The following is a 15927-nucleotide window of genomic DNA, read 5'->3' as shown; positions in this document are numbered from 1 at the left end:
GTAAAATCTGGTATACTGAGTTCAACACTATTGGGGCTGATTCTGGATTCGACGGGATTTGCGAAACCCAAGGTGCATGCCGAGGGGCGGTTTGCCTCGTTAAAAGCCGCAAAAAAATAGTCGCAAACGACGAAAACTACGCTTTAGCAGCTTAATAACCTGCTAAGAGCCCTCTCTCCCTAGCTTCCGCTCTTAAGACGGGGATCAAAGAGAGGTCAAACCCAAAAGAGATCGCGTGGAAACCCTGCCTGGGGTTGAAGCGTTAAAACTAATCAGGCTAGTTCGTTAGTGGCGTGTTTGTCCGCAGCTGGCGTGCGAATGTAAAGACAAACTAAGCATGTAGTACCGAGGATGTAGAAATTTCGGACGCGGGTTCAACTCCCGCCAGCTCCACCAAAATTCTCCATCGGTGAATACCAGAGTCATCCGATGAAGTCCTGAAAGCCCGCACGGCGCAAGCCCTGCGGGCTTTTTTGTGTCTGTCGTTGTCCGAGCCATTCGACTTAGTCCGGCGATTATCGCTATACGTTCAGGTATTCCGGTTCATGCCGGATCAGCCACAGCCCCCCAGACCTACACCAATGTTCTGCGTGCTAAAGCGCCCGAGAAAAATCTAACGTTGCGTCATGGCCCATGCCATCGTTGAAATCCCCGCACTGCAAATCAAAGCCCAATCTCCCTTCACGCAATCAACATAACCAATTGATATTAAATAGTTATCACCTCATATATTTCCGTTTTCTTTTGTTTTGTCGAACGATCTGTGAACAACACCAAAACATTAACAACAAGGAAACAATAATATAACCACAGAGGTGACCTTATGCTCAATAAAGAACGGCATTATGCAATTTTGACCTGGCTTAACAGGTACGAACGGGCGACGGTGAATCAGCTTGCGAAAGTATTTAACGTCACCAGGGAAACGATTCGCAGCGACCTGAACTTATTAGCGCAGGAAGGCGGCATTGAGCGATGCCACGGTGGGGCAATTATCAAACGCCGTATTTTTCATACCCAATCAGTCAATAATTTAGATAGCAATATCATTCATTTTTTTGACTCCGCGCAGTCAAGAAAAACGATCAAATCCCGACATAAAGGGCGAAAGATGAAAGGTAAAGTCTGTATTCTGGGTTCATTCAACGTTGATATTATTGCTAATGTCGATCGTTTCCCGCAAAGCGGAGAATCTATTTTTTCCGAAAATACGATTATTGGCCCCGGCGGCAAAGGCGCAAATCAGGCGCTGGCCGTAAGCAAATGCAATGTTAAAACCCATTTTGTCGGTAAAGTGGGTAACGATCAGTTTAGTCAGATGGCCTTTGAACATCTTTCATCTTCTGCTATCGACAGCTTCACGCTTTATCAGGATAAAGATCAGAAAACCGGCACCGCGCTTATTTATGTTTGTCAAAGTGATGGTGAAAATATGATTGCCATCAGCCCTGGGGCCAATAGGTCCATTACTGCCGATGAAGTTGAAGCGATTACCCCGGAAGTGAAAAACGCAGATATTTTTTTAACCCAGCTGGAAAATAATCTCCCCGCTACCTTTCGGGCAATAGAAATTGCCCGCCGTAACGGGATCAAGGTGGTGTTAAACCCGGCGCCCTGGTCATCTGATGTGGTTAGCTGCCTGAAGAACGTGGACTTTCTGACCCCAAACGAGACTGAGGCCTCATTGCTGTCCGGCATTCATATTGTGGATCTTGCCAGCGCGAAGGAAGCCGCCAGAGCCATTAAAGCGAAAGGGGTAGGTCACGTCATCATCACCATGGGAGCGAAAGGCGCGCTTATTTATGACGGTGAGCAATTCATTCATATCCCGGCGCTGAAAGCCGTATGTGTGGATACCACCGGTGCTGGCGATGCCTTCAACGGCGCATTCGCCGCCGCGATGGCGAAAGGGGAATCCATTATTCAGGCAGCAAAATTTGCCTGTGCTTTCGCCTCTTTGGCCGTCGAAAAAGAAGGCGCATCAAATATGCCTGAATATAAAGATGTCCTGACCCGCCTCGCGCAATATAACGATAAAAAAATTCTCACCGAGAAAATTTAACGCACGCATATTTCTGCAAACACAGATTATATTCACGACAACCATTTCAGTAATGGGAGTATGTCCGATGAAAGCCCTGACAGAATCTAAACCCGGCGGCGCGATACCGCAGGTAAATAACATGCCTCACCAGCAAACACTATCCCGCATGGCACGTTGCCGCCAGACGTTACGCCGGTGGTGGCCGTTCTACGTGATGGCCCTGCCTGGAGTTATCTATTTTTTTATCTGGCACTATTTACCCATTTGGGAAACCAAAATTGCGTTTGAGCAGTACCGTATTATCCCGCCGAATATCTGGGTCGGGATGCAGTATTTTGCCACGCTGATGTCATCCCCTGTTTTCTGGCAGGTGATACAGAACACCGTGATTATCGGCGCAATGAAGCTGATTTTTATTTTTCCGGTTCCCATTATCGTGGCGCTCTTGCTCAATGAAGAGCGCTCATCCGGTTACCGTAAATTTGTCCAGTCGGTGATTTATCTGCCGCATTATCTTTCCTGGGTGGTGATCGCCAGTATCGCGATTGCCACGCTCTCGCCGGTTGATGGCGCGGTTAACGACATCATTAAATCGATGGGCTACGATCCGATCCCCTTTATGACCGACAGCGGCTCTATCCGCTGGGTACTGGTGTTCACTGAAATGTGGCGCAGCGCGGGCTGGGATTCATTACTTTACATCGCGGCGATCCTCGCCATCGATCCACAGCTGTATGAAGCGGCGGAAATGGATGGTGCCGGGCGCTGGCGCAAAATCTGGCACATCACCCTGCCCGCTATCACCCCGACCATCGCCACGCTGTTTATCCTCAACGTCGGGCTGTTCCTGAGCCAGGGTTTTGATCAGGTCTTCAACATGACCAACGACGTGGTGAACGGTCAGATAGACATCATCGACACCTACGTCTACCGCATGGGCCTGCGCACCGGGGAGTTCTCGCTGGCGACCGCCGCAGGGTTATTCAAAGGCGTGATCGGCATGGTCCTTATCGTGCTGGCACATAACGTTTCAAAACGCCTGACGGGTAAAGGAGTCTGGTAATGCGCATCTCATCACGAAGCACCCCTTTTGAGCGCATCGAATACGTGCTCATTCTCTCGGTACTGATGCTGCTGGTTGTCGTGACGCTACAACCGATCCTCAACCTGGTGGCGATATCCTTCTCCAGCCCGGCAAACGTGCCCGGCATGAGCGGCCTGGAAATTATTCCGCAGGGCTTTTCGCTGGACGTCTGGAAGCTGCTGCTGACCAACGAAGCCGTGCTGCGCGGGTTTGGCAATGCGATGCTGATTACCGTGGTGGGCACCATCATCAACGTAGTTTTCACCGTGCTGCTGGCCTGGGCGCTGGCGCAAAAACGCCTGCCGGGACGCCGCTGGCTGTTTATGTTTGTCCTGTTCACCATCGTCTTTGAGCCGGGCATCATCCCCGATTTTCTGGTGATGAAAAAGCTGGGGCTACTGAACAGCTACTGGTCCGTCATCCTGTATCGCGCCGTCTTCGCCTGGTACCTGATTATTCTGGTTCGCCTGTTCGAAGAGATCCCGGAGGAGCTGCTGGAAGCCGCCGAACTCGATGGCGCGAACCCGTTCCAGACGCTGTGGTACGTCATTATGCCGGTCGCCAAATCGTCCATTGCCATGATCACGTTATTTTACATGGTGCTGCACTGGAACGAGTTTTTCCGCGCCATGGTGTACCTCAACGACCCGGACAAATGGCCGTTGCAGGTGGTGTTGCGCCAGTTTGTCGTCGAGGGCGATAAGCTGGCGATGGTAGGCGTCGAAAGCATGTCGAACTACACCAATGCCAGCCAGATCAGCATCAAGGCGCTGAAAGCCGGGATGATCACCTTAACCATCGCCCCGCTGATTGCCATCTACCCGATTATTTTGCGCTTCTTCACCAAAGGGACCATGTCCGGCGCGGTGAAGGGTTAACAGGAGCGATGACGATGAAATTATTCACAGCAATCGCCTGCGGCCTGCTGTTATGCCAGGCCGCCTGGGCCGAGCCGGTCACTATCCGGATTGTGGAAAAAGATCTGCTGACCACCAACCGCGAAGATGTCGCGCATATTCAGCGAATCGAGCAGGCGCTGGCACGCCAGGGACACGATATCCACATTGAGATCGTCAACCTGTCGTCTTCCGGCTACTCCGACGTGCTGAACGTGATGCTGCTCTCCGGCACCATCCCTGACCTGATCTACTTCAACGGCAGCGACCAGAAGATGGTCGAACAGGGCATTCTTGAAGACTGGCGTCCGTGGATTGCGCAAACCCGCTATCTGAAAGAGGCGCTGTGGCCGCACAACCGGCTTCGCCTGCAAAACCATCCGACCCTGCTGTATGTCTTTCCCCTGCGCGCGCGCCAGCCGGTGATCCGTGAGGACTGGTTACAGAAGAGCGGGTTCAGCGCATCGCCCAAAACGCTGGCGGAGTACGTCACGCTGTTCAATGCGATCCACGCCGGTGACTACAACGGCGACGGTAAGACGGACAGCTGGGGGATCACCTCCGAGAAAGACCTGCGCGATCTCGACGGTTTTATGAACCCGGCGTTTGGTATTTACGCCACCTGGCTCAAGGACGACCAGGGCAAGCTGATCAACGCCCAGATAAGCCCGCAGGAGCGGAGCAAGCTGGAGTTCTACCATTCGCTGTATCAGAAAGGACTGCTCTCCTCCCAGTACATCACCACCAACTGGGAGCTAAAAGAGGATGAGTTTTATACCGGCAAGGTTGGCGTGGTGTCTGTCTCATCGCCGGGCAACGTCGGCGTGTACCAGGAAAAGATGCGCCAGATCCATCCTGACGCCACCCTCACCCTGCTCGACCCACCCGAAGGCCCGGCAGGTAAAGGGCTGGCGGCGACAGATGTTTCCATGGAAACGCGCGGCTTTGCCATGTCCTCGCTCTCGAAACATAAAAAGGAAGTGATGATCCTGCTCGATTTTCTGGCAAGCCCGGAAGGGCAAATGATGGAGCAGATGGGCTTCGAGAACACGCACTACGTTCGTAAGGGCAACACGATAAACGTGACGCCAAAAATTAATGCCTGGTATCCGCGGTTTATCCAGGCCGCCAACTGGAAGCCGCCGGTGGAGTGGCGGACGCCCGCGATGCTGCGCTATATCGACAATTCACAACGTTATTTTACGGCGGATAACGCCTTTATCTTCCCGGCGTCGTTTGCCGCCGCCATCGACTCAACCAGCAGTATTTATAACCAGTGGGCGTACCAGTTTGTCTCTGGCAAAGCGTCATTTGATCAGTGGGATCAGTATGTCAGCGCCTGGAAAGCCGCAGGTGGAAACGCCATGACCGAATATGCAGAGGAAAAATTAAAATGACCGTTACTCAAGCCGCTGATTTATCGTTCACGTCCCGCATTCTGGGCATGCTGTATGGCGTGGCGTTCGGTGATGCCTTAGGCGGACCGGTTGAGAAACTCTCCGCCCGGCAAATCGCGGAGAAATATGGCCGCGTCACCTCCATCCACCAGCGCTGGCACCGGATGAACGAGCCGTCCGCACGGCGCAACAACCGCGTACGCGGCAACGGTATCATCACCGACGATACGCTGATGACGCTCTGCCTGATGGAGGTTTACAGCGAGCTGGGCCGTCACGTTGATGCGTGGGATATGGGGGAGTCTTTTGTGCGGAAGATTGCCTGGGAACCGCGCTGGGTGCCGGAACTGGATCGGGAAGCGCTGGTTATTGAGCGCCTGTTTTATCCGGAAAAATGGATCTTCCATCGTCTGCAACTGGCCGCCTGCGATCCGCGCCAGGGCGGCGTGGGCAATATGGTGAACTGCGGCGCAGCCATGTATGCCGCCCCCATCGGAGCTATTAATGCCTGCAACCCTGAGGCAGCTTACCAGGAAGCCATTAATTTCACCCAGGGGCATCAGCAGAGCTATGGGCTGGAGGCCGCTGGGGTCTTCGCCGCCTGCGTTGCAGCGGCATTTATTCCTGGCATCACCATTGAGGCTATCACCAACATCGCATTGAAACTGGCTAAAGACGGCACCCGCCAGGCCATTGCGGCAACGCTTGAGGTCGCGCGTCGCTACCGTGGAACCGCATGGGATTATCAACAGGTCGTTGACGCCCTGCACGATGCGCTTTTGCCCTTCTCACCGATGGGTGATGACCTGATGCACGGCCCGGAAAAAGCGGGCGTCCCGACCATGGCCTACCAGCCCTCGCGTCTGATGTCGATTGAGGAACTGCCGATGGCGCTGGCCTTCTGCCTGCTGCGCGAAGGCGAGTTTCGCGGCGCGGTGGAAGACGCCATCAATTCAGGCCGTGATACCGACTCTATCGGGGTGATGAGCGGCGCGATTTTAGGCGCGCTGCACGGGGAAGCCATTGTCGAACCTGAGGTGCTGGCGGGTATTGATAGCGCCAACCGCCTGGATCTGCGTACGGCCGCGCTGCGCTTCAGCGAATCAGCACAAAGCGTTATCCAGCAGGATCTCGCTGCGGCGGCGCTTTACCGCCAGCACGTCATGCCATTATTGCAGCCAGGCCACACCGCCGGGCGAGGAGAGTAACATGAGCCAAATCGTTTTAAATAATCTCGGCAAATCCTACGGCAACGTCAGCATCATTAAAGGGATCTCGCTGAGCATTCACGAAGGCGAATTTATTGTGCTGGTCGGCCCGTCCGGGTGTGGGAAATCCACCCTGCTGCGCATGATTGCGGGTCTGGAAGACATCACCTCCGGTGAACTGCTGATGCACGGCGAGGTGGTCAACACTCTGCCCGCCAAAAAACGCGATATCGCCATGGTGTTCCAGAGCTATGCGCTCTATCCACACATGAAGGTGCGGGACAACATGAGTTTTGCCCTGAAGCTTGCCAGCGTCTCAAAAGCGGAACGGATGGCGCGCGTGGAAGAGGCAGCGGAAATCCTCGGCCTGACGCATCTGCTCGATCGCCTCCCGCGGGATCTTTCCGGCGGCCAGAGTCAGCGCGTGGCGATGGGACGCGCGCTGGTGCGTGACCCGAAGGCCTTTTTGTTTGATGAACCGCTCTCCAACCTGGACGCCAAACTGCGCCATAAAATGCGCGGCGAAATTCGTAAGATCCACCAGCGGATGGGGCGCACCACCATCTACGTCACGCACGATCAGACGGAGGCGATGACCATGGCGGACAGGATTGTGGTGCTGAATGCCGGACATATAGAGCAAGTCGGCACCCCGGAAGAGCTGTACCGTAACCCGGATAACCTGTTTGTCGCGGGCTTTATCGGCACGCCGGAAATTAACACCCTTAAAGGCGTGATTCAGCACGGCGAGATTGTGCTCAACAACGGCTACCGCTTCCCCTGCCCCCTCCGCTCACATATTGAAGGGATGGAGATCATCTGCGCCACCCGACCGCACTATATCCGGCTCGGCGAGTCAGGGATGCCAGCGGAAATCGTGCTGATAGAAATGACCGGGGAAGGACAGGAGATCCGGGTGCGTATCAACGATCAGGAGCTGATCGTGGTGTCCCATGAAAAGCTGGATATCAACGTGGGTCAGAAGGTCTTCCTCACCGTAGACGCGGAAAAAATGTTCTTGTTTGATGCCCAGACCGGTAAGCGCCTGCGGTCATAGAATGCTTAATCAATCCCTCCTGCAATCGCAGGGGGATTTTATAATGGCGGTGGGTATATATCAGGCTAGGCCAGGCTAGTTTCCAGCATCGAATCCACCATATCCATCTCTTCACGGCTGAGCAGCATTTCGATATTGACCAGGATGATCATTCTGTTTTCCATCACGCCAAGCCCAAGAAGATAGCGGCTTGATAGCATGGACGCGAAGTCCGGCGTCGGTTTAATCTGATCCATGTCCATCGACAGCACGTCAACCACACCGTCTACCACGATTCCTACAACGCGATTATTGAGGTTAAGGATGATCACTACCGTACTGTCATCCTGCTGAACGTCAGGAAGACTGAAGCGCACGCGAAGGTCAACTATTGGCACTATCACACCGCGCAGGTTGGTCACGCCGGTGATAAAACCTGGCGCGTTCGGGATACGAGTAACGCTATCGCATCCACGTATCTCTTGTACCTTCAGAATGTCGATCCCATATTCTTCGTTACCGAGACGAAAAACCAGATACTCCTGCGCAATGGCGTCCGCGCCCGCAGGCTTTGTCGTTGTTTGGGTCATGCTGTTACTCCTTGCTTGCCGAACGTCGGCCTGACATGGTTTTCCTTTTGTCCGTTCATCGTCGACAGTTCAACCACGTCGAGGATTAGCGCAACGCTGCCATCACCGAGAATGGTCGCGGCTGAAACGCCCGGTACTTTGCGATAGTTCTGTTCGAGGTTTTTTACCACAACCTGTTGCTGACCAATGAGCTGATCGACCCACAGGGCGTAGCGGCATCCAGCGCTTTGGACGATCACCACAATGCCATCTTCAGGTGCGGTCTCGCCGGGCACCGATAGGCGCTGACGCAGCATCACCAGCGGAAGATATTCGCCACGAATTTGCAGCAGGCGTTCCTCCCCGACGAAGCGGCAGAGCATATCCTCGCCGGGCCTCAGCGATTCCATTACCGCGCCGAGCGGCAGAACATAGATCTCCTGTCCAACTTTCACCAGCATGCCATCAAGGATTGCCAGCGTCAGCGGCAGAATAATGCGTATCGTCGTGCCTTCTCCCGGCTTTGAAAGGACTTCGACATGGCCGCCCATGGCCATAATGTTACGACGGACCACGTCCATACCCACGCCGCGCCCGGAAACATCCGTCACGCTTTCTGCGGTGGAAAATCCCGCGGCGAAAATCAGCATCCATACGTCCTCATCGCTGAGGGTGTCGCTGATATTCATTCCCTGGGAGCGGGCTTTCGCGAGGATTTTCTCCCGGTTCAGTCCGGCACCATCATCAGTCACCTCAATGATGATATTGCCGCCATGATGTTCCGCCGAGAGAATAAGATTGCCCACTACCGACTTCCCCTTACGGGCACGTTCTTCTTTCTGCTCAATGCCGTGATCGAGACTGTTACGCACCAGATGAGTCAGTGGGTCGATAATGCGTTCGATCAGGCTCTTATCCAGCTCGGCCGAGCCGCCACGAAGAGTTAGCTCTACCTCTTTGTTCAGACGTGAACCCAGATCGTGCACCAGCCGCGGGAAGCGGCTAAACACATAATCCATTGGCATCATTCGAATCGACATGACTGATGACTGAAGCTCGCGTGTATTACGCTCCATTTGCGCCACGCAGCTGGAGAGCATGTCGTAGCTCGCTGGATCAAGTTTTTTGGAAAGCTGAGATAGCATCGCCTGGGTGATGATGAGCTCACCCACCTGGTTAATGATCTGATCGACTTTACTGACCGCCACGCGGATGCTGCCCGATTCCTGACTATTACTGCGGGCTGGCACCGGCGCGGCAGGTCGTGAAGGCGGTTCTGAATGGTCCGCGACTACAGAAGCCTTGTCCGTAACAGGAGAAGTCACTTCAACCGACGCTGGTTGAACGACATGCTCGATAAGGATTTGCGACTCTTCAAGCACAAAACACAGCACCGCGGAGATATCGTCGGCAGAGGCGCTCGTGCGCAGCTGAACCACCATGCCATCATCAGCCTTCTCCGTAGCGACAATCTCTCCCATGTGGGATAACTCTTCCTGAAGCATTGCCCGCTCGCTTTCAGGAATTTTCTTCAACGTCACGCAGAGTAAAGGCTCACCATCAGCTGCCCCCTGCTGCGTCGCGGCTTTGTCTTGCAACTCGACTGCCGTCTGGGCATGTTTGTCTTCCAGAGCAATCTTGCGCAGGGCTTCACAAATATAGCGATAACTCGCTTCATCAGGTTCCTGCGAAGACTGATAGGCTTCCAGTTGCGCTTGCATAATGTCTTTACATTCCAGAAATAGATTAACGGTCGTTCGGTTAAGCGAGCGTTCTCCGGCTCGCACCTGGTCAAACAGGTTCTCAAGTAGATGCGTGGTCTCTTGCAGGGCATTAAAGCCAAAAGTCCCTGCCCCGCCTTTCAAAGAATGCGCTGCGCGAAAAATGGCATTTACCTGTTCAGGATTCGGCGATGCGGCATCAATCTCCAGCAAATGCTTCTCCATCTCGGCCAGCAGCTCTTCCGCTTCGGTAAAAAAGATCTCGGTGAAATCATTCATGTCCATCGCTATACCCCCTTACCTCCTGCTGCGTAGTGTTGTTCAGGACGTTTTCTGGGCGATGCATGCGCGTGTCTTCCAGACGGATATCCTGTTCTTTGGTTTTACTTAATACCAAAATGCTAATACGGCGATTCGCCGGACTTGAGGGATCACTGTTTTCTAAAGGCATACGGCTTCCCGTGCCGATCACTCGAAGAAAACGCTCATCGTCAAGACCTGCTTTAACCAGCACGCGGCGCGCGGCGTTGGCGCGTCCGGAAGAAAGTTCCCAGTTACTGTATCCGGAGGTGCCGCCCGCATAGGGAAGCGAGTCGGTATGGCCGGTGAGACTGATTTTATTGGGCAACTCCTGCAACAGCGGCACAAGCGCCTGCAAAATGCCGTTCATATAGGATTCCGGCAGCTCGCTGCCTACTCTAAACATCGGGCGATCCTGGCTGTCGGTGATCTGAATGAGCAGGCCGTCGTTGGTAAGACGCAGCATAATGTTGGATTTAAAGTTATTGAGCCGGGGATCGGTTTGGATCATCTGCTGCAATTTATCTCTGGCCTGTTTCAGGCTCTCCATCCAGCGCTGCCGCTCGCTCTGTACCCGCTTATGATTCGCCACTTCTCCGTCCTGCTTCATCAGATCGTCACCGCCGCCGGGGATGATGCTGTCGCTCAGGCTGGTTTTGTCGCCATTGGCCATAGATGGCTTAAGCGGCATGCGGAAGTAATCGGCGATCATCTCCCGCTGCACCGTGCTGGACTGAGAAATCAGCCACATTACCAGGAAGAACGCCATCATCGCGGTCATAAAATCGGCGTAGGCGATTTTCCACGTACCACCGTGATGAGCATGCTTTTTCTTCTTTCGCTTGCGCGAAATGATTATCGGGGAATCGTTTTTCATGCCGTGGCATCCGCAGACTTAGACTTAAGGCTGGCGCTGGATTTCACTTCCCGCACATGCTCTTCAAGCTCCTCAAAGGAAGGCCGTTCGCTGGTAAAAATGGTTTTTCGGCCAAACTCCACGGCAATTTGTGGCGCATAGCCGTTTAGACTGGAGAGCAGCGTGACTTTTATACACTGAAGGATTTTGACCTGATCGGAACTCATCTGACGCAGCAGGGTTGCGAGCGGTAATACAAACCCGTAGGCAATCAAAATTCCGAGGAACGTGCCCACCAGCGCGTGGCCAATCAACATTCCGAGCTCGGCTGCGGGTCGGTCCGCGGCACCGAGCGCGTTCACTACCCCCATGACGGCAGCCACAATACCAAAGGCCGGAAAGGCATCGCCGACGGTATTCAGACTGTGGGCCGGAACCTCAAGCTCCTCTTCGCAGGTTTCAATTTCCTCATCCATTAACGCTTCGATTTCATGCGAGTTCATACTTCCGCCAATCATCAGGCGGAAGTAATCGAGGATAAAGTTGCTTAACATCGGATCGCTCATCAGACGAGGATAAGCGCTGAAAATTTCGCTGCCCGCCGGATCTTCAATGTCTTTCTCAAGTGACATGAGTCCCTGAACACGACTTTTTGACAGCAGCAAAAACATAAGCGCCATCAGGTCCATATAAACCGTTTTGTTGTAGCGTTTCCCCACGAACAGCTTCACGATAGCTTTACCCGTCGCCTTAAGGGATTTCATGTTATTACCAACAATAAAAGCGCCGACCCCGGCACCGCCGATAATTAACAATTCCAAAGGCTGGAACAGCGCGAGCAGATTACCACCAGACAGTACGAACCCACCAAATACGGTAGCAATAACAACAAGATAGCCAAAGATAACTAACACACTCTCTCCTTTTTACTCGCTGACCGATGTCGAGTGCCGTGGCATCGAATAAAACGCCATCCTGTGCATTGCCATCGAACATCCGTCAGGCTGTCATAATTTCCGGCGTGGCATAATTGCCTGCGATTCCGCTGAGGTTGACCTGCGATTTCTTAAATGCCCGCGAAGGAGGGCTACACAAACTACAGGTGAACGGGTTTTTGATGAATTCCGTCGTGACCACAAAACCACCGGAACAAACGCTACAGGCCTTACGGGAAATAATACCGCAGTCGATAAAGCGTAATAATGTCCAGGCACGCGTTAGCCCCAGGACAGGTTTATCGTCGCAGCAAGAACCACACTGCTCCAGATAAAGACGGTAGGTTTTCATCAATATTTCAATAGGACGCCCGCCCCCAGTTTTCTGAAGATAAAGGTAAATGTTATAGAACATGGAAGAGTGAATATTCTGCTCCCATGACATGAACCAGTCTTCAGAAAAAGGGAGCATCCCTTTTGGAGGCGGACAGCCGCGTAACTCTTTATACAAGCGCAGTAAACGCCGACGACTTAAAGAAGTTTCAGATTCCAGAACCTGCATTCTTGCCCCAAGGTTAATTAACCCCATGGCAATATTTACCTCTTCAATTTCTTGCAATAAACTTTTCTCGCACATTTTATGCTTCTCCCGTCACAGCAGCATCGGACTCGCTTAATGAATTAAGTAAGTTTGTCGATAAAATGATGCCGGTATGAATTTGCTGAAGAGCTTCAATACGCGAATCTTTCGTCAAATTTTCGATGACCACTTCGTCATCGACGCGTAAACGACAAATCAACTGATTGGTCGCAGCCAGTTTCATCAACTGTGGTAAAGACAACTCTTTTAAATTATCAATCGTGCCTTCGGATAAGCCGAGACGAAAACTGGCAGCAAACTTGTCCTGTCTGATCAGCTGCTGCGCCAGTAATAAATAAGAAAGATTAATATCGTGAATGTTTTGCAGATACTCGTCAAAATTGGACACAAAAAGCTCCCACTGTTTTTCAACCACAAACAAGGCTAAATAGTTAAGGCAAAATGTTTACCCGGTCGATGCAGAGAGTCTTTTGGCATTGATAATCGCTGAATTCAGTCAAGCTGATTCAATAAATTATCGAAAAACTTTTCAATGCCAAAGGATGGCTACATCACAAATCTGACGAAATCATATTCATTAAGAATTTTCCTAGCAAGCTTTAAGAAAACAACGCGCACCAGAAAACTATCATAACTAAATGATTTACCTATAAAAATACACATTGTTAAACATTCTTAATTATCACGCAACGTAATTAACTTTACTTAGGAAATATTGTTAATCTTGTTAATGTTATCGCTATGTTATTCTTTCCTTAACCGATCCATTCTGCTTCGTAAGCGTTTTATCGCTAAACTGTGCAACTGGCTAACGCGCGTTTCGGTAACGCCCAAAATTAATCCAATCTCTTTCATGTTCAGATCCTGCTGATAATAAAACTGCAATATCTGCTGTTCACGCTTGGGGATCATTCGGATATGCTCAGCAATGTTGGCTATCAAATTTTCCTGAATGGCCTCATTTAACGGATTAAGCTGTGCATTTTCGCCGTCATTACTCTCCCAACTGTCTGAATAGTTTTCCTGAAGCTCATCAATAGAGTACATCTGGCTGCTATTATTATCAGCCAGCATTTGCTGAAATTCCTTTAGCGAAACGCCCATCCGTTCAGCAATATCAGCTTCGGTCGCTTCCCCCCCCTTTTCCTGTTCGATCTGCTGAATAAGTGACACAATTTCCCGCGAATGCGATCGCACGCGCCGTGGAACCCAATCACTTTCCCGAAGCTCATCCATTAATGCCCATTTCACACGCTGTGAGATCCAGGCATTAAGGGCCACCCCTTTTTTAGGGTCAAAGCTATCAATGGCACTCAAAAAACCCATGGAGCCCGCCTGAATGAGATCGTCTAATTCGACATTGGCAGGCAGTCTCTTATGCAAACGCAGCGCTTCTTGCCTGACGATAAAATGGTATTTTGACCACAATGCCGTTTTATTCTCCAGCCCTTCAGCTGTGTATATACCGTCCACGCATTTCTTCCACCTAATCTTCACATTCTCAATTATCAGTTGAAACCACATAATCAAAAAGTGCGATAAGCTTTTATAAAAATGCGCATTCTGTTAATTTAATCATCGCGCTGCCTGACAGGAATAATTGGCGGCACTATTGACGCCAATTATTCTCTTTCCGCAGTTGTCAGAACGTTTCCCACTGCGCATTATCATTTTCAACGTGACGCAACGTCATTTTTTCCGGCGCGGGCGTATGGCGTTTTTCAACTTTTTCATCTCGCAGGGTAAACTGGGCAACAAGCTGCTCAAGCTCGTCCGACTGAGATTCCAGTTTGCCTGCCGCCATGGCCGCTTCTTCCACCATCGCCGCGTTCTGCTGAGTCACCAGATCCATCTCGTTCACGGCCTGCGAAATCTGATTGATACCCGCACTTTGCTCGTCAGAGGCCGAACTGATTTCGCCCATAATCTGCGTCACCTCAGCAACCGAAGCCACGATGTCCTGCATGACGCCGCTCGCCTGGCTTACCTGGCGCGAACCTGTATCAATATTGTTAACGCTGGTATTAATCAGCTGATTAATCTCTTTCGCTGCATCGGCGCTGCGCTTGGCGAGGTTACGCACTTCTTCCGCAACTACCGCAAAGCCACGCCCCTGCTCTCCCGCTCGAGCGGCTTCAACCGCAGCGTTCAAGGCCAGAATGTTGGTCTGATTGGCGATACTGTCGATGACGCCGTTAATATCAGCAATCTGACGGGAGCTTTCGGTAATCTGCGCCATGATAGCTTCCAGGTTTACCATCACCTCACCGCCATTTTGGGCATTCATGCTTGCCCCTTCTGCCAGACTGCGCGCCGCATGTGCGTTATCCGCATTCTGGCGTACGGTGGTTTTAATTTGCTCCATGCTGGCAGCCGTCTCCTGAAGGGCCGCAGCCTGTTCTTCGGTACGGGAGGAAAGGTCGCTGTTGCCCTGAGCAATCTCCTGGGCGTTAGAATGGATATTCACTACCCCTTCACGGATACCGGTAATGGTGTTGGTCAGGGAGACACGCATCTTCTCAAGCTCCCTGAGCATTTTGCCAATTTCGTTATCAGCGCCAGTCTCTATGGCATGACTCAGATCGCCTGCCGCTACGCGCTGAAGCATCTCAACGGTAGTTTCCATCCGGCGCACCAGCGCAATACGCAACCAGTAGCGAACGGCTAACAATACGCAAATCGCGATGGCCATCATCACCACGCTGACCCAAATCATCATCTTGTAGCTGCTTTCAGCTACTGATACATATTCGTACCCCCGGTCAGATGAGATTTCTGAATACTTCTCAATTTTTTGACGCAGCTCGGTACGCAGTTCCATATCACCGTTCATCGAGCCCGGGTATCCTTCCGGTCGCTCAAGATAGCCGAGCTTGGTTTGGACGGTGTTATAAACCAGGTCAAATTTGGCGCGAAGCTCCTCAGCAGCCCTTGTCTCTGCCAGGCTGTTGAATTTCACCTGCGCGAAAGCATCCATCTCCTTGCGCGCCTCTTTCAGCAGGTTGTGGGTATGTTTGATCATCTCTGGCGACAGCGGTTTATGCAGCGACGTCTGAAGCATCATCCCGTTCGTATTCGCCACCACCGAGTTAATGTTATATGCGGCGTTAGTCATGTAGGCGTTGCTGTCATTAACGTCCACAACGCGTTTAAAATTTTTATTAATCGTCACCGAGTTATAAACGGAAAAAGCCGTAACGCCAAACAGCATGCAAGAGATCATGCCGATAATCAGGCTGATTACGGTATAGATTTTAAGTTTATTTAACATAGGTCCTCA

The 15927-nt window shown here is 51.9% G+C and carries 14 protein-coding genes and 1 other RNA gene; 7 read left to right on the top strand and 8 right to left on the bottom strand.

The features are described 5' to 3' along the window. Positions 1–32 precede the first annotated feature (32 nt). The 7 genes from ssrA (at position 33) to SK54_RS07590 (ending at position 7686) form a co-directional block, all read left to right on the top strand. Positions 33–396, top strand: a transfer-messenger RNA (tmRNA) gene (gene ssrA, locus SK54_RS21825). Positions 397–823: 427 nt separating this feature from the next. Then, on the top strand, positions 824–2062 hold the full coding sequence (gene rbsK / locus SK54_RS07615; protein ID WP_033487528.1) for a ribokinase: 1239 nt from the start codon (positions 824–826) through the stop codon (positions 2060–2062). Between the two features lie 121 nt (positions 2063–2183). After that, positions 2184–3107, top strand: coding sequence for an ABC transporter permease (locus SK54_RS07610; protein WP_255354930.1), 924 nt, complete (start codon positions 2184–2186; stop codon positions 3105–3107). Further along, positions 3107–4006 (top strand): carbohydrate ABC transporter permease, encoded by a 900-nt coding sequence (locus SK54_RS07605; protein ID WP_045339512.1) that lies wholly within the window; start codon positions 3107–3109, stop codon positions 4004–4006. Before SK54_RS07610 ends, SK54_RS07605 begins: the two co-directional genes overlap by 1 nt. 14 nt (positions 4007–4020) lie before the next feature. Then, a complete protein-coding gene (locus SK54_RS07600; protein WP_048246994.1) occupies positions 4021–5421 on the top strand; it encodes an extracellular solute-binding protein in 1401 nt (466 codons plus the stop codon). Next, a complete protein-coding gene (locus tag SK54_RS07595; RefSeq protein WP_048246992.1) occupies positions 5418–6629 on the top strand; it encodes an ADP-ribosylglycohydrolase family protein in 1212 nt (403 codons plus the stop codon). Before SK54_RS07600 ends, SK54_RS07595 begins: the two co-directional genes overlap by 4 nt. 1 nt (position 6630) lies before the next feature. Beyond that, a complete protein-coding gene (locus SK54_RS07590; protein ID WP_048246990.1) occupies positions 6631–7686 on the top strand; it encodes an ABC transporter ATP-binding protein in 1056 nt (351 codons plus the stop codon). A 65-nt stretch (positions 7687–7751) separates the two neighbouring features. Here the strand turns inward: SK54_RS07590 and SK54_RS07585 are convergent, their stop codons facing one another. The 8 genes from SK54_RS07585 to SK54_RS07550 all read right to left on the bottom strand — a co-directional run bounded on the left by SK54_RS07585 (position 7752) and on the right by SK54_RS07550 (position 15918). Continuing rightward, a complete protein-coding gene (locus SK54_RS07585) occupies positions 7752–8255 on the bottom strand; it encodes a chemotaxis protein CheW (RefSeq protein ID WP_015571587.1) in 504 nt (167 codons plus the stop codon). After that, positions 8252–10240, bottom strand: a complete 1989-nt coding sequence (gene cheA, locus SK54_RS07580) for a chemotaxis protein CheA (protein WP_032649208.1) — start codon at positions 10238–10240, stop codon at positions 8252–8254. The genes SK54_RS07585 and cheA overlap by 4 nt, the downstream gene beginning before the upstream one ends. Further along, entirely contained in the window at positions 10227–11132 is a 906-nt protein-coding gene (gene motB / locus SK54_RS07575; protein ID WP_047716676.1) for a flagellar motor protein MotB, read from the bottom strand. The genes cheA and motB overlap by 14 nt, the downstream gene beginning before the upstream one ends. Beyond that, complete coding sequence (gene motA, locus SK54_RS07570; RefSeq protein ID WP_017692837.1) at positions 11129–12025, bottom strand: flagellar motor stator protein MotA; 897 nt, start codon at positions 12023–12025, stop codon at positions 11129–11131. The genes motB and motA overlap by 4 nt, the downstream gene beginning before the upstream one ends. Positions 12026–12110: 85 nt before the next feature. After that, complete coding sequence (flhC, locus tag SK54_RS07565; RefSeq protein WP_015571589.1) at positions 12111–12683, bottom strand: flagellar transcriptional regulator FlhC; 573 nt, start codon at positions 12681–12683, stop codon at positions 12111–12113. A 1-nt stretch (position 12684) separates the two neighbouring features. Continuing rightward, positions 12685–13035 (bottom strand): flagellar transcriptional regulator FlhD, encoded by a 351-nt coding sequence (gene flhD, locus SK54_RS07560; RefSeq protein ID WP_023295279.1) that lies wholly within the window; start codon positions 13033–13035, stop codon positions 12685–12687. A 356-nt stretch (positions 13036–13391) separates the two neighbouring features. Continuing rightward, positions 13392–14120 (bottom strand): RNA polymerase sigma factor FliA, encoded by a 729-nt coding sequence (gene fliA / locus SK54_RS07555; RefSeq protein WP_026094273.1) that lies wholly within the window; start codon positions 14118–14120, stop codon positions 13392–13394. 169 nt (positions 14121–14289) lie between these two features. Continuing rightward, the gene (locus tag SK54_RS07550) at positions 14290–15918 is read right to left on the bottom strand and encodes a methyl-accepting chemotaxis protein (protein ID WP_048246988.1); all 1629 of its coding nucleotides are present in this window, start codon (positions 15916–15918) and stop codon (positions 14290–14292) included. Between the last annotated feature and the right edge of the window lie 9 nt (positions 15919–15927).

It is taken from the genome of Enterobacter sp. MGH120 (assembly GCF_001037725.1).
Classification (GTDB): Bacteria; Pseudomonadota; Gammaproteobacteria; order Enterobacterales; family Enterobacteriaceae; genus Enterobacter; species Enterobacter hormaechei_C.
The sequence above is the reverse complement of the archived record's forward strand: the minus strand, read 5'-3'. Positions and strand labels throughout refer to the sequence as shown.

Coding starts and splice junctions, on each gene's coding strand:
- SK54_RS07585 (WP_015571587.1), bottom strand. CDS start 8,255: ATGACCCAAACAACGACAAAGCCTGCGGGCGCGGACGCCATTGCGCAG.
- SK54_RS07600 (WP_048246994.1), top strand. CDS start 4,021: ATGAAATTATTCACAGCAATCGCCTGCGGCCTGCTGTTATGCCAGGCC.
- flhC (WP_015571589.1), bottom strand. CDS start 12,683: ATGTGCGAGAAAAGTTTATTGCAAGAAATTGAAGAGGTAAATATTGCC.
- SK54_RS07590 (WP_048246990.1), top strand. CDS start 6,631: ATGAGCCAAATCGTTTTAAATAATCTCGGCAAATCCTACGGCAACGTC.
- cheA (WP_032649208.1), bottom strand. CDS start 10,240: ATGGACATGAATGATTTCACCGAGATCTTTTTTACCGAAGCGGAAGAG.
- SK54_RS07605 (WP_045339512.1), top strand. CDS start 3,107: ATGCGCATCTCATCACGAAGCACCCCTTTTGAGCGCATCGAATACGTG.
- SK54_RS07610 (WP_255354930.1), top strand. CDS start 2,184: ATGCCTCACCAGCAAACACTATCCCGCATGGCACGTTGCCGCCAGACG.
- SK54_RS07595 (WP_048246992.1), top strand. CDS start 5,418: ATGACCGTTACTCAAGCCGCTGATTTATCGTTCACGTCCCGCATTCTG.
- motB (WP_047716676.1), bottom strand. CDS start 11,132: ATGAAAAACGATTCCCCGATAATCATTTCGCGCAAGCGAAAGAAGAAA.
- rbsK (WP_033487528.1), top strand. CDS start 824: ATGCTCAATAAAGAACGGCATTATGCAATTTTGACCTGGCTTAACAGG.
- SK54_RS07550 (WP_048246988.1), bottom strand. CDS start 15,918: ATGTTAAATAAACTTAAAATCTATACCGTAATCAGCCTGATTATCGGC.